Source organism: Paenibacillus lentus (assembly GCF_042714055.1).
In the GTDB taxonomy this organism is placed as follows: Bacteria; Bacillota; Bacilli; order Paenibacillales; family Paenibacillaceae; genus Fontibacillus; species Fontibacillus lentus_A.
In genome coordinates this window covers 45924-60275 of sequence record NZ_JBHGVC010000010.1, presented here as the reverse complement: position 1 = coordinate 60275, position 14352 = coordinate 45924, and the positions used below count along the sequence as shown (strand labels likewise).

The 14352-nt window shown below is 49.1% G+C and carries 11 protein-coding genes; all 11 read right to left on the bottom strand.

What is annotated here, in order from left to right; genetic code table 11:
* Window positions 1-23: 23 nt before the first annotated feature.
* The 11 genes from nusA to tsf all read right to left on the bottom strand — a co-directional run bounded on the left by nusA (window position 24) and on the right by tsf (window position 14223).
* Complete coding sequence (nusA, locus tag ACE3MQ_RS20285) at window positions 24-1121, bottom strand: transcription termination factor NusA (protein WP_379396039.1); 1098 nt, start codon at window positions 1119-1121, stop codon at window positions 24-26.
* A 40-nt stretch (window positions 1122-1161) separates the two neighbouring features.
* Window positions 1162-1623: a ribosome maturation factor RimP gene (gene rimP, locus ACE3MQ_RS20280; RefSeq protein WP_379396037.1), complete on the bottom strand. Its 462-nt coding sequence runs from the start codon at window positions 1621-1623 to the stop codon at window positions 1162-1164.
* Window positions 1624-1857: 234 nt separating this feature from the next.
* Complete coding sequence (locus ACE3MQ_RS20275) at window positions 1858-6174, bottom strand: PolC-type DNA polymerase III (RefSeq protein ID WP_379396035.1); 4317 nt, start codon at window positions 6172-6174, stop codon at window positions 1858-1860.
* A 204-nt stretch (window positions 6175-6378) separates the two neighbouring features.
* Entirely contained in the window at window positions 6379-7830 is a 1452-nt protein-coding gene (proS, locus tag ACE3MQ_RS20270; protein WP_379396277.1) for a proline--tRNA ligase, read from the bottom strand.
* Between the two features lie 33 nt (window positions 7831-7863).
* Entirely contained in the window at window positions 7864-9141 is a 1278-nt protein-coding gene (rseP, locus tag ACE3MQ_RS20265) for an RIP metalloprotease RseP (RefSeq protein ID WP_379396033.1), read from the bottom strand.
* Between the two features lie 117 nt (window positions 9142-9258).
* Window positions 9259-10398, bottom strand: a complete 1140-nt coding sequence (locus tag ACE3MQ_RS20260; RefSeq protein ID WP_379396031.1) for a 1-deoxy-D-xylulose-5-phosphate reductoisomerase — start codon at window positions 10396-10398, stop codon at window positions 9259-9261.
* A gap of 65 nt (window positions 10399-10463) precedes the next feature.
* The gene (locus ACE3MQ_RS20255; protein WP_379396029.1) at window positions 10464-11267 is read right to left on the bottom strand and encodes a phosphatidate cytidylyltransferase; all 804 of its coding nucleotides are present in this window, start codon (window positions 11265-11267) and stop codon (window positions 10464-10466) included.
* 21 nt (window positions 11268-11288) lie between these two features.
* Entirely contained in the window at window positions 11289-12056 is a 768-nt protein-coding gene (locus ACE3MQ_RS20250; protein ID WP_379396027.1) for an isoprenyl transferase, read from the bottom strand.
* A 70-nt stretch (window positions 12057-12126) separates the two neighbouring features.
* Window positions 12127-12681 carry a ribosome recycling factor gene (gene frr, locus ACE3MQ_RS20245; RefSeq protein ID WP_379396025.1) on the bottom strand — a complete coding sequence of 185 codons (555 nt, stop codon included), beginning with the start codon at window positions 12679-12681 and terminating at the stop codon, window positions 12127-12129.
* On the bottom strand, window positions 12681-13409 hold the full coding sequence (gene pyrH, locus ACE3MQ_RS20240; protein ID WP_379396023.1) for a UMP kinase: 729 nt from the start codon (window positions 13407-13409) through the stop codon (window positions 12681-12683). Before pyrH ends, frr begins: the two co-directional genes overlap by 1 nt.
* 163 nt (window positions 13410-13572) lie before the next feature.
* The gene (gene tsf / locus ACE3MQ_RS20235; protein ID WP_379396021.1) at window positions 13573-14223 is read right to left on the bottom strand and encodes a translation elongation factor Ts; all 651 of its coding nucleotides are present in this window, start codon (window positions 14221-14223) and stop codon (window positions 13573-13575) included.
* Window positions 14224-14352 lie beyond the last annotated feature (129 nt).

Genomic DNA, 14352 nt, shown 5'->3' with positions numbered 1-14352 from the left:
ATACGTCCAATAGAGGTTATAATTCAATCGACGGAAACAGAATCCTGCGGCAATTCTCCTGAATCTGTCTTTTCTCTTCCGAATTCCTCTTCCGCTTGACTCTCGCTCTTGATGTCAATTTTCCATCCTGTCAGCTTGGCAGCAAGACGGGCATTTTGCCCTTTAATACCGATAGCAAGCGACAGCTGATAGTCAGGAACGATCACGCGAGCCATCTTCTCAGCTTCGAACACCTGAACTTCAAGCACTTTCGAAGGGCTGAGCGCGTTAGCTACATATTCCTCAACGCTCTCGGAATAACGAACAATATCGATCTTCTCGCCGCGAAGCTCACCCACGATCGTTTGAACACGAGTGCCTTTAGGGCCGACGCAAGAGCCGACCGGATCCACTTCACTGTTGCGAGAATATACCGCAATTTTGGAACGGAATCCGGCTTCCCTCGCCACGGATCGAATCTCTACGACGCCGTCAAAAATTTCCGGCACCTCAAGCTCGAACAAACGCTTAAGCAGCCCCGGATGCGTACGAGAAAGTAAAATTTGCGGTCCCTTAGTCGTATTCTCTACCTTTGTAATGTAAGCCTTAATCCGGTCGCCATGTTTAAACTTCTCATTAGGCATCAGTTCATTCAGCGGAAGATGAGCCTCGATTTTGCCAAGATCCACATATACGTTGCGCTGATCCTGACGCTGGACAATCCCGGTAACGATATCCTCTTCCTTCTCAACGAAGGCATTGTAAATCAATCCCCGTTCAGCTTCGCGGATACGCTGGGTTACCACTTGCTTAGCCGTCTGCGCAGCGATACGTCCGAAATCACGAGGCGTTACTTCAATCTCTGAGATATCATCCAGTTGAAAGCTTGGATTGATCTCGCGAGCAGCTGGCAGAGAAATTTCTGTCCGCGGATCAAGCACTTCTTCCACGACAAGCTTGCGGGCAAAAACCTTAATCGCCCCGGTGTGGCGATTCATGTCGACACGAACGTTCTGTGCCGTATTAAAATTGCGTTTATAGCTGGAAATCAGCGCGGCTTCAATCGCCTCGAACAAAATATCTTTGCTGATTCCCTTTTCCCTTTCCAACTCATTCAAGGCTTCAATAAAATCCATACTCATCTGCCTCGAGTTCCCCCTTTCATATTCCCGTATAGGTCATTTAAAAAATGATGGCCAACCTCGCGCTGGCAACTTTGTTATATGGAATGGCGTAATCCTTCTTCCCGACCGTAATGACAAGCTCATCATTGTCAAAAGAAAGAAGCCGGCCCTCAAATTCCTTCAGACCATCTACCGGTTCATATGTAGTTACAAATACATCCTTGCCTACGGCTTTAATTACATCCTCTGCCTTTTTGAGCGGACGTTCCGCTCCGGGTGAAGAGACTTCCAGAAAATAAGCGGACGGAATCGGATCGTTAGCGTCCAGCTTCTCGCTCAAATATTCGCTGATTCGGCCGCAATCATCGATATCGATGCCTCCATCCTTATCAACGAAGACGCGCAGAAACCAATTGCTTCCTTCCTTCACGTATTCCACGTCTACCAGTTCAAAGCCGTTCTCCTGCAAAAAGGGCAGAACCATCTCTTCTACGGTCGCTTTGATCTTCGGTGTGCTCAAGCGTACATACCTCCATAAAATTCATTCCTATATACCAAAGAGTAAAGAGTGGGTTTCCCCACTCTTTAAACAACGGTTCTATCTCCATGATTACCAAAAAAATTATAACATAGTCCGGCATTAGTGACAAGTAAAACACCTTTACTTAGCAGCCATGAGACTATCCTAACGAGCCCGCGTGCTGCCACTGCCCTCGGAAAAGCTGCTGACTGGTCAAAAATGGAAGGCGGCAGCTTAAAAGAGCGAAAGCTGATTGCTCTCCGGGAGTCCTCGGAAACAACCCAACGTATTCAGCAGCTCTACAACCGTCTTTGTTGCCTTCGATTTCTGCTGGAAATCCTCGATCGACAGAAACTCTCCCTGCTCCTTCGCGGCAGCGATATTTTTCGCTGCATTATCGCCGATCCCGGCCAGCGCCGAAAACGGAGGGATCAGAGCATCGCCGTCCACGATAAAGCGCGTGGCATCCGAACGGTAGAGATCGATGCTCTTGAAGCGGAAACCGCGAGCCGTCATTTCAAGCGCCATCTCTAAAATCGGCAGCATGTTTCGTTCCTTCGGCAACGCCTGGAAGCCCTTTTGCTCGATTTCTTCAATCTTTCGGTAGATCGCCTCATAGCCTTGGCAGAACAGCTCGATGTCAAAGTCTTCTCCGCGCACCGAGAAATATGTCGCATAATATTCAATCGGATGATAAAGCTTGAAATAAGCGGTACGCACTGCGGATATAACATAAGCCGCCGCGTGCGCCTTCGGGAACATGTACTGGATCTTGAGGCAGGAATCGATGTACCATTGCGGAACCTTGCATCTCTTCATCTCATCGATCCATTCCTGGGACAAGCCCTTCCCTTTACGCACGCTTTCGGTGATTTTAAACGCCAGACCGGCATCCATGCCGGCCTTATAGATCAGGTACAGCATAATATCGTCCCGGCAACCGATAACTGTCTTAATGTTGCACGTCCCGTTTTTAATCAGTTCCTGGGCATTGCCGAGCCATACTCCCGTCCCATGGGACAACCCCGATATTTGCAGCAGGTCAGCAAACGATGACGGCTGTGATTCGACCAGCATCTGGCGGACGAACTTCGTGCCCATCTCCGGCACGCCGTATGTCGCTACCGGGGTACGAATTTGCTCCGGCGAAACGCCGAGCGATTCCGTGGAGTTAAACATGCTCATGACCTTCGGATCGTTCATCGGGATCGTCGTCGGATCGACGCCGGTCAGATCCTGCAGCATCCGCATCATCGTCGGATCATCGTGTCCCAGAATATCGAGCTTGAGCAGGTTCGCATCAAAGGCATGGTAGTCGAAATGCGTCGTTTTCCACTCGGCATGGATATCGTCCGCAGGGAATTGAACCGGCGTAATGTCCTCCACCTCGATATAATCAGGGACGACGACGATCCCGCCGGGATGCTGTCCGGTGCTTCGCTTAACGCCGGTACATCCTGCCGCAAGCCGGTTCAGCTCAGCGCCGCGCCAATGCTTGTGATGCTCTTCCTCGTATTTCTTCGCAAAGCCAAACGCGGTTTTCTCGGCCACGGTACCGATGGTACCGGCCCGAAACACGCTTTTCTCGCCAAACAGCTCTTTCGTATAGTTATGGGCATGCGGCTGATATTCCCCGGAAAAGTTCAAATCGATATCTGGCACCTTGTCTCCTTTAAATCCCAGAAATGTCTCAAAGGGAATATCCTGTCCCTCACCCTTCAATCTCCCGCCGCACTTCGGACAAGTCTTATCGGGAAGGTCAAATCCGCTCGGTACGCTTCCGTCAAGGAACCATTCGCTATGCTTGCATTCTGGATTCAGACAAATATAGTGCGCCGGCAGCGGGTTAACCTCCGATATTCCCAAGAACGTCGCCACGACGGAGGAACCGACCGAGCCCCGGGAGCCGACCAGATAGCCGTCCCTATTCGACTTCTTGACGAGCCGCTCCGAAATCAAGTAGTTGGCGGAGAAGCCGTATTTTATAATCGGCTCAAGCTCCTTCTCCAGTCGCTGGACGACAACCTCCGGCAAGTCTTCGCCATAAATCGATTTGGCTGTATCATAGCAGGTGTTGCGAATTTCTTCATCGGCACCATCAAGAATCGGGGTAAACAGCTTGTCCGGGAACAGCTCCAGCTCCTCAAAAGAGTCAGCGAGCTCGGACGTATTTTTAACCACTACTTCATAAGCCTTCTCTTCCCCGAGAAATTGAAATTCCTCCAGCATTTCCTCAGTCGTTCTGAAATGGGCATCTGGCTTGCGGATATCCTTAAGCGGACTGAAGCCGGTAATCCCGTGGATCGTAATGTCCCGGTAAATTTTGTCGCGGGGCTCCAAATAGTGCACATTGCCGGTAGCTACGACCGGCTTACCGAGCTTAAAGCCGATTTCGCATACTTTGCGCAGCGCCGTCTCCAGCTCCTGCACGCTTCCGACGAGTCCCTTCTCGACAAGATGCATGTACATTGTCAGCGGCTGAATCTCCAGCACATCGTAAAATTCCGCCACTTCCTCCGCTTCCTCCACCGATTTATTCAGGACTGTTTCAAAGAACTCGCCCTTTTCACAGCCGGATATAATCAGCAGACCTTCTCTGAATTCAGCAAGCTTGGATTTCGGGATGCAGGCAACCCGTTTAAAATATTCCGTATGAGACATCGATACTAATTTGTACAGATTTTTCTTTCCGGTCGCATTAAGCGCATAAATGCAGCAGTGGAATGGCCGAGCGTTCGATAAATCCTTGCCTACCTTGGCATTTAGCTGATCCAGCGTCTTATACCCTTCGGTCTTAACCGCATCCTCCAGTAAACCGTTAAGTATTTCACCGAGTGCCAACGTATCATCGATCGCCCGGTGGTGATTTTCCAGCGACACCTTATATTTGGCAGCCAATGTATTTAGGCGGTGATTCTTCATCGTTGGAAACAGCATTCTTGCGAGCTCAAGCGTATCCAGTACCGGATTGTCCATCGGCGGCTGTCCCAGCTCCTTCAGCTTGGCATTCACGAAGCCGATATCGAATCTGGCGTTGTGAGCCACTAATACAGCATCGCCAGCAAATTCGACAAATTCCTTAAGGACGGGCTCTACATCAGGAGCATCCCTGACCATATCATCATTAATGTTCGTCAATTGCTGAATGTTATAAGGAATGCGAACATGCGGATTCACAAACGTGGCATAGCGGTCAACTTCTTTTCCCTCTACCATTTTGACTGCCGCAATCTCGATAATTTTATTCTGAGTCACCGACAAGCCCGTCGTCTCAATATCGAATACGATATATGTAGCACCCTTTAAATCGTCCGGACGCGGATTTAATACGACGGCAACATCATCATTTACGACATTGGCCTCCAACCCATAGATCATTTTGATACCATGCTTACCCGCCGCTTTGACCGCTTCCGGGTAACACTGAATGCCGCCATGATCCGTTACAGCAATCGCCTTATGTCCCCATTTTGCCGCTGTTTTGATATACTCGCCGATTGGGGTGACAGCATCCATCGTGCTCATGGTCGAGTGCAGATGGAATTCGACGCGCTTCTCAGGAGCATTATCCTTTCGGCTTGGCGGTGATGATACTTCGTTGACATCAGAAGGTATCATGACGAGCTCCGGCATCGGCATAAACCGATCCATTTCCACCCGGCCGCGCGCTCTGATCCATTTGCCGTTCGCCAGCTGATTCATCACCTTCAAGTCTTCCTTGTTCTTAGCAAACAGCTTCATTTGGAGCGAGTCCGTATAATCCGTCAAATTGAATATGAATAAAGTATTCCCGTTGCGAAGCTCTTTGCGATCCAGTCCAAAGATCATGCCCTGAATCGTGATCTTCTTCTCTTCATCCTGAATTTCCTGAAGCGGAACGGGCTGCTCCTTAATATCGTATCCGATCTGCAGCTTGATGACTTCGCCATCGTCCTCTTCCGGTGGGGCTTCCACCGCCATGCTCTCCATCATCTGCTGAATGAAATCCCGTTCTTCCTCGACAATACGCTGTTGAAATTCCTCAAAAGCCTCGGCGCTGCTTTCGCCGGTCTGGAGCTTGACGCGAAGAGTTATAGCAAAATACGTTTCGTAGAACGACATGATATAACGATCGATATTCTTCTTCTTGGACAGCTCGAGAGCCATAGCATCACCAAGGGTAATTGTGATCAAATCCCCCTCGGTTTCATAAATAGCCCGGGCCATCCAGCCATTTACCGAAGGCACTTCACGCTGCACCCACTCGAGGAACAGCTTCCAATATTCCGACACAATATCGGCGACGGCTACGTTCTTGCCATAACGAAATTCAAACGAAATTTGAGCAATATGCTCTAGCCGTTCCTTAACACGCAAACAAAAAGTACGATAAGCCTGAGCCGGTACAAGGGTGTCTTTGCAAATCGCAATCTTCCATTCCCGGTTGCTGCGGCTCACCTCCACCTGCTCGATCCACCCGTCCAGAAAATATGGATCCAGCAAACCAGCAGGTATTTCCGCTTGCTGCATCAATAATTCCAGCCTTTGTCTCTTTTCCCCAACTGCGGTCATGATATCCTCCCCCTGATACATTCCTCAATATGAGGTTAAGGTACGCGCTGCACATAAGAAAAACCTATAATTTCAAAAAAAGAGCTTCCGTTACGAGGTCCGAGCGGGTACCATGCCCACCCGGCAGCTCACTGCCGGAAGCCCTCCTATGTTCATTTGCCTTACAAACCAGCTATCCTATTCGGACGGCAGGCGCAACCATTATTAATACGCTCTCGCAAAAATAACCGTATGCTGTGCCTCTTCGCCGCATACGAGACATGTCGACTTCTTCGTTGCCGGTTCAAAAGGAATATTCCGGCTCGTCGCACCTGTCTCATCTTTAACATGCTTTTCACAAGCTTCTGAACCGCACCAGCCAGCCAGCGTAAAGCCCCGCTTCTCTTCAATGCTTGCTTTCATTTCATCGAGCGTATCGACACTATAGAAATGGTCTTCGCGGAAAGCTTTCGCTCGATCGTACATTTCGTTGTGAACCTGCTCCAGCATAGCCTGAACCTCTTCAACGAGATTGTCCTGCTGAACGACCTTTTTCTCGCCGGAAATCCGGGAGACGAGTACGCAAACGCCATTCTCCATATCACGAGGGCCGAGCTCCAGACGAACAGGCACACCGCGCATTTCATATTCATTGAATTTCCAGCCTGGCCGTACATCAGCCCGATCATCCATGCCGACGCGGATGCCCGCCTTCTTTAATTGAGCGAACAGCTCATCCGCACGGCCTATAACCGCATCCCGTGTCTTCGGCGGGCCGATCGGAATAATCATGACCTGCTTCGGAGCCACCTTTGGCGGCAGAGCGAGGCCGCGGTCATCGCCATGAACCATAATGAGGGATCCGATCAGGCGCGTGCTGACCCCCCAAGAAGTCGTATGAACATATTCCTGCACGTTCTCCCGGTTCAAATATTGAATGTTGAAGGCGACGGCAAAATTCGTTCCTAAATAATGAGAGGTTCCCGCCTGAACAGCTCGGCCATCCTTCATCATTGCTTCAATCGAATACGTATCCACCGCCCCGGCGAATTTCTCCGAAGGCGTCTTCTGGCCCACGATCACCGGAATGGCCAAGTAATTTTCAACAAAGTCACGGTAGATCTCCAACATTTGCATCGTTTCTTCACGAGCCTCCTGCTCATTCTCATGAGCGGTATGGCCTTCCTGCCATAGAAATTCACTTGTTCTCAAAAACGGCAATGTCCGCTTCTCCCAGCGCACAACGTTTGCCCATTGGTTAATCAAAACCGGCAAATCCCGGTAGGATTGAATCCATTTCTCGTACATATGGCCGATCATCGTTTCCGAGGTAGGGCGAATGGCCAGACGCTCCTCTAATTTCTCGCCCGCCGCTTCCGTAACCCATGGAAGCTCGGGATTAAATCCCTCGACATGCTCCTTCTCCTTCTGGAAGAAGCTCTCTGGAATAAAGAGAGGAAAATAAGCATTGCGATGACCCGTCTCTTTGAAGCGCCGATCCAACTCTTCCTGGATGTGCTCCCAGATTTCGTAACCGTCCGGTTTAAATACGATACAACCGCGCACCGGCGAATAATCCATCAAATCTGCTTTTTTGATGACGTCGATATACCAGCGTGAGAAGTCCTCACTTTGCGGGGTAATTTCAGTTACGAATTGTTTCTCCTCATTAGCCATATCCAACCTAATCCTCCCGTTATAAACACAATATTATCCGTTAATCAATCGTAAAATGTCGTTATAGGTTACAGCGATCATCAGCAGGAACAGCATGGCGAAGCCGATAAAATGCACCATTCCTTCACGGTTCGGATCCACCGGTTTCCCGCGAATCGCTTCAACACCGAGAAATATGAGACGGCTTCCATCCAGAGCCGGGATCGGCAGCAAATTAAAGATGCCGAGGTACAAGCTCAAAATCGCAGCCCAATAAGTCAGCTTCACGATTCCCTGCTTTGCGATTTGTCCGGTAACCTCAAAGGTGCGTACCGGGCCTCCCAAGTCATCCATCGAAAACTTCTGGATCAATTGCTGAAAGCCGATGAATATCATTTTCGTCGTATTCACCATATCTTTACCAGCTACCGTAAATGTCTCGCCGAACGAAGCGCTTCGCGTCTCAAAATAGGTCACGATCGTCGTGCCTACCTTGCCGCCTTCCTGGTTCTCCATTGTTCGCGGGGTTACTGTAATCGGAATGATTTCGTCCCCGCGGCGAACCGTCCACTTCATCGGGACATCCTTGGAAGCCGCGATCGTCTCGATCAATTTCTCGGCGTCTGTACCTACAGGCACTCCGTTAATCGACTCGATAATGTCGCCTCGCTGCAGCCCTGCCTCCGAAGCAGGCATTTTCTCCATGACGTCGCCGATTTCCAAATGCTCCGGCTGATCCAAGGGAATTCCCGCCATTTGCGTATGAAGGGCGAATAACACGAAGGCCAAAATAAAGTTCATCAAAGGCCCCGCGAAAATAGATAATGCGCGCTGACCTACCGTCTTGCTCGCAAATTGCCGATCTCTCGGCGCGATTTGCGTCTCCTTGCCTTTAGCCACCATCATCGCCTGTGGATGTACCTTGTAGTTGAGAATTTCTCCATCCACATCCAGCACGATAGCTAGTTTATCTTCCAAATCAACCTCTACAATCTCGCCGCGAATAACGTTTTTCCGGTTATCCAATCGATCAAGATAAATTTTACGCACCTCTTGACCTTCCAAGCGAAGAGCCACGGTTTGTCCGGTCTGAATTTGAATCAGCTCTGGATCATCGCCAGCCATTCTCGCATAACCGCCAAAAGGCAGCAGACGAAGTGTGAACTGGGTTTCGTCCCTTCGATAGGAGAACAATTTCGGCCCGAAACCAATCGCGAATTCTCGTACCAATATACCAGCCCGTTTGGCAAAATAGTAATGTCCCCACTCATGTACCGTAACGATGACAAAGAACATGAGCACTGTCAAAAATATGATTCTCAGTAATTCCAATCGAAAGCATCCTCCTTTTGGCCACAGATCGTCCAGTTCATTTAGATTATCATTATTCTCCGATCAGGCACAAGAGAATACCCATATGGAAACTTTTTTACACAGCGGTCGGGGTAATTACAATGATGCGGCCATCTCTCTAGCCCACCGATCCGCAGCTTGAATCGTTTCTAGATCGGCTTGTAGTTGAGGTGTATGCCTGGAGAGTACTGTTTCAATAATCGTTTCAATCTGCAGAAATGGAATTTCTCTTTTCATAAAACGGGCGACCGCCGCTTCATTAGCTGCATTGAACACCGTTGTCGCCGTCCCACCTATTTTACCACATTCAAAGGCAAGTCTTAAACAAGGGAATCGCTCGTAATCCATTTCTTGAAAATGAAGCTTGCCGACCTCTGCCAGCGATAATCGCTTCGAAGCGGAGGAGAATCTTGCCGGGTAAGTCATGGCATACTGAATCGGGATGCGCATATCCGGGGTGCCGAGCTGGGCAATCACGCTTCCATCACGATATTCAACGAAAGAGTGGATAATGCTCTCCGGATGAAGAAGCACATTTATTCTGTCGTAAGGAAGGCCGAAGAGCCAATGCGCCTCAATGACTTCCAATCCTTTGTTGACCATCGTGGCCGAATCGATGGTAAGCTTGGCCCCCATCGACCAATTCGGATGCTTCAAGGCATCCTCAAGCGTTACATTCAGAAGCTGTTCCCTGCTCAAATGCCGGAAGGAACCACCCGAGGCCGTCAAAGTAATTTGCTCCACATCGTCCATGCTCTCTCCATTGAGGCATTGGAAGATGGCAGAGTGCTCGCTGTCTACGGGAAGCAAAGCAACGCCTTTCTGTTTTGCCAATTCTGTAACGATATGTCCAGCTGTGACAAGCGTTTCTTTATTGGCCAGTCCGATCGTTTTTCCTTCAGAAATAGCGGCCAGTGTCGGCGGCAATCCAGCGCTGCCTACTATAGCACTAAGCACGAAATCCGCATCGGTGCCTGCTGCCACTTCAATTAAGCCTTGCTCTCCGTAGTACAGCTCGACTCCTGCTGGAAGCAAAGGAGCCACCTGCTCCGCGAGCTGCTTGCTTCCTATTGAAGCCTTCTTCGGGCGAAACGCATTGACCTGCTCAATGAACAGATCGATATTCGTGCCGGCAGCTAACCCTTCAACGACAAATTGATCGGGATGCTGCCTAACGACATCTAAAGTTTGCGTTCCAATCGATCCAGTGGAACCAATGACAGTAATTTTTCTCATAACATACCTCACATGATTAAAATGACTATTCTGACCGCTTTATTCAATGAACCAGGACAGAATCCTCAGTAGTAAGGAAGCAGCATTAGAATATGTACAAACGGAAACACTACGATCCAACTGTCACAGCGATCAAGAATGCCGCCATGACCCGGCAGAAGCTTGCCTGAATCTTTAATTCCGTAGACGCGTTTATAAGCCGATTGGATTAAATCCCCCAGCTGTCCCACTACAGCCGCTGACACTCCAAGCAGCAGGGCCCGTCCAAGCGGAAGGAGCCCGCCCGAGAACAGGGAGAACAAAACAGCAGCAATAACGGCTAATGCAATACCGCCGATCGCTCCTTCCACGGTTTTGTTCGGGCTGATCGCCGGCCAAAGCTTATTTTTGCCGAATCTTCTTCCCGTAAAGTAAGCTCCCGCATCGCTGCTCCAGATTGCAGCCAGCATTAAAAACGTCCAGAATACGCCATGTCCGTCCGGTGTAGTCCGCGTAATCGCAATGGCTGAAAACCCGATGCCAATATAGGCCGTCCCAAGAAACAATATAGCAGCTTGGCTGATCGGAAAGTCATTTTTAGTAAATACTGTAGCCGCCAGGAATAGGAACATCATTAACCACAGGGCAGGCAATACCTCAAGCGGCATGTTCAGGCCCAGCAGACTCCAGGGGAAAGTCATATAGAGTATACATATATAACCGAGAATTGCAGCGCCTCTGAACGCCGGCAATTTAATCATTCGCACGAACTCATAATAACCAACCATGGCCATCGCCATGATTAGTATTTGATATCCCAATCCACCGATCAGGCACATGCCCAGAAAAAAAATGCCAGCAATCAGTCCTGTAATCAACCGTGTCTTCAACCTTCTACACCTTCTATCCTGCTATGATAATCCACCATAGCGACGCGTACGCCGCTGATATTCGGCGACCGCTTCTACCAGCTGCTCGCGGCCGAACTCAGGCCAATATAAGTCCGTAAACCATAATTCGCTATAAGCCACCTGCCAGAGCATGAAATTGCTAAGCCGGAGCTCACCACCCGTACGAATGAGCAAGTCGGGATCGCTCATTCCACGAGATAACAAGTTGGAATTGACCATTTCTTCCGTAATGTCATCCGGGGACAATTGTCCATCCTGAACCTTACGTGCGATCACCTTCATACTCTCCGTCATTTCGCGGCGACTGCCATAATTCAAAGCAAAATTCAAAATAAGGCCAGTATTATCCTTCGTGCGGGAGATCGCTTCCTCCATGGCTTCAATCGTATGCCCGGGAAGATTATCCGTATGTCCCATCATCCGAACCTGAACGTTCTTCTCAATAAGCTCCTCTAACTCTAACGCCAGGAACTCTTGAGGCAGCGACATCAGGAAATCGACCTCATCCTTTGGCCGCTTCCAATTTTCTGTGGAGAACGCATATAAGGTCAAGATCCGAATACCGAGTTCATCAGCAGCAATCGTGGCTCGTTTTACGGCCTTCATTCCGTTGCGGTGCCCTACAATTCGCGGCAGCCCTAATCTTCGGGCCCAGCGCCCATTCCCGTCCATAATGATTGCAACATGTTCCGGAATGTTATCACTCGGCAACACTTCGGTAGAACGCTTCCCCCTATTTTTCCACCAGGATTGAAATAACTTGATCATTCCTCTTCCTCCAGCCGGTGACGAAAAAGAGACAAACCCCACCGTAAAAGGAGGGGCCGCTTTTCGTCTCTTAAACTTCCATAATCTCTTTTTCTTTCGCAGCGAGCACTTTATCGACTTCCGCGATAAATTTATCCGTGGACTTCTGGATATCATCTTGATGGCGGCGAGACTCGTCCTCCGAGATCTCCGTTTTTTCAAGCTTCTTGATATCATCATTAGCATCACGACGGATGTTGCGAATGGCAACCTTCGCTTCTTCACCGAATTTCTTCGTCATTTTGACCAGATCAACTCGACGTTCTTCCGTTAACGGTGGAATCGATAAACGGATCAACGAGCCGTCATTGGCTGGCGACAGTCCCAGATCGGATTTCTGGATCGCACGTTCAATTTCAGCCAGTGATGATTTATCCCACGGCTGAATCATCAGAGTCCGGGAATCCGGCGTATTGATGTTCGCCAACTGATTAATCGGCGTCGGCGTTCCGTAATAATCCACTTGAATACGATCCAGCAGCGAAGGAGCCGCTCTTCCGGCACGCAGTGTTGCCAAATCTCTCTTTAGTGACTGAATCGCTTTATCCATACGTTCTTCAGCATTGCTCTTAATCGATTGTGGCATTAATCTACACTTCCTTTCACAGTCGTTCCGATTTTCTCACCGAGGACCACTCGTTTAATATTGCCTTGCTCCGTAATCGCAAACACGATGAGCGGGATGTCATTGTCCATGCATAGCGATGATGCCGTAGAATCCATAACGCCCAGGTTTTTACTTAGCACTTCCATATAAGTAAGCATTTCATACTTTTCCGCACTCGGGTCAACAAACGGATCCGCTGAATATACGCCATCCACTTTATTTTTAGCCATCAAGATCACTTCGGCTTCAATTTCAGCGGCACGCAGTGCTGCAGTCGTATCCGTAGAGAAGAATGGGTTGCCTGTTCCGGCGGCAAAAATAACGACCCGCCCTTTCTCCAGATGCCGGATCGCACGGCGCCGTATGTATGGCTCGGCGATTTGCTGCATAGCGATCGAGGTCTGAACCCGCGTAGGCACATCGATTTGTTCCAGCGCATCCTGCAAAGCGAGCGAGTTCATGACGGTAGCCAGCATCCCCATATAGTCCGCCGTAGCACGGTCAATGCCCTTCGCACTGCCCGCAATACCGCGCCATATGTTGCCGCCGCCGCACACGATAGCGACCTGCACACCCAGCTCAACCACTTCTTTCACCTGCTCGGCAATCGACGAGATGGTCTCCGCATCGATCCCATACCCGTTTTGACCGGCTAGTGATTCCCCACTTACCTTCAAGACAACACGTTTAAAAACTGGCTGCTCCAATTGTATACCCTCCACTTTAGATGAACCCTCTTAGAGGTTGCCCAAGAAGTACGGCATACTGAAGGCCGCGCTTCCTGAGCTCACACAATTAAGGGCGTTTGGTTAAAAAAGAAGGAACACGCCGTGTTCCATCTCTCTATAACATTCAATTCAATAATCGTTCTTAGCCATTAACTTGTGACATAACTTCTTCTACGAAGTTATCCACTTTTTTCTCCAGACCTTCGCCCAGCTCGTAACGAACGAAACGACGGATCGAGATGTTCTCACCGATTGTAGCGATTTTCTCGTTAAGCAGCTCAGCGATCGTTTTGTCTGGATCTTTAACGAAGGATTGCTCCATCAAGCAATATTCTTCGTAGTATTTGGAAATACGTCCTTCAACCATTTTCTCAACGATTTTCTCTGGCTTGCCTTCGTTGAGCGCTTGAGCTTTCAGGATTTCCTTCTCTTTTTCGATTTCTTCTTGAGGAACCTCTTCGCGACGAACGTAGCGAGGGCTTGACGCAGCGATATGAATTGCAATGTCACGTACGAATTCTTTAAACTGATCCGTCAAAGCAACGAAGTCAGTCTCGCAGTTAACTTCTACAAGAACGCCGATTTTACCGCCAGCGTGGATATAGGATTCTACAATACCTTCAGTAGCAATACGTCCAGCTTTTTTCGCGGATGCAGCCAATCCCTTCTCACGAAGAAATTCAATTGCCTTTTCGATATCACCGTTCACTTCTTCAAGCGCTTTTTTACAATCGAGCATACCTGCACCCGTTTTTTCGCGTAGTTCTTTTACCGCTTTTGCATCAACAGCCATTTTAAATTCCCTCCATATCGTTTATAGGACGTAATCTGTGAAATTAACCAAAGATTTATCCTTTAAAAAAAGGGTAGTGAGAGGTTTGACACCTACCAACCACCCTTTTCATTTAATTCATTCTTTATA

Coding starts and splice junctions, on each gene's coding strand:
- nusA (WP_379396039.1), bottom strand. CDS start 1,121: ATGAGTATGGATTTTATTGAAGCCTTGAATGAGTTGGAAAGGGAAAAG.
- ACE3MQ_RS20275 (WP_379396035.1), bottom strand. CDS start 6,174: ATGACCGCAGTTGGGGAAAAGAGACAAAGGCTGGAATTATTGATGCAG.
- proS (WP_379396277.1), bottom strand. CDS start 7,830: ATGGCTAATGAGGAGAAACAATTCGTAACTGAAATTACCCCGCAAAGT.
- ACE3MQ_RS20260 (WP_379396031.1), bottom strand. CDS start 10,398: ATGAGAAAAATTACTGTCATTGGTTCCACTGGATCGATTGGAACGCAA.
- ACE3MQ_RS20250 (WP_379396027.1), bottom strand. CDS start 12,056: ATGATCAAGTTATTTCAATCCTGGTGGAAAAATAGGGGGAAGCGTTCT.
- frr (WP_379396025.1), bottom strand. CDS start 12,681: ATGCCACAATCGATTAAGAGCAATGCTGAAGAACGTATGGATAAAGCG.
- tsf (WP_379396021.1), bottom strand. CDS start 14,223: ATGGCTGTTGATGCAAAAGCGGTAAAAGAACTACGCGAAAAAACGGGT.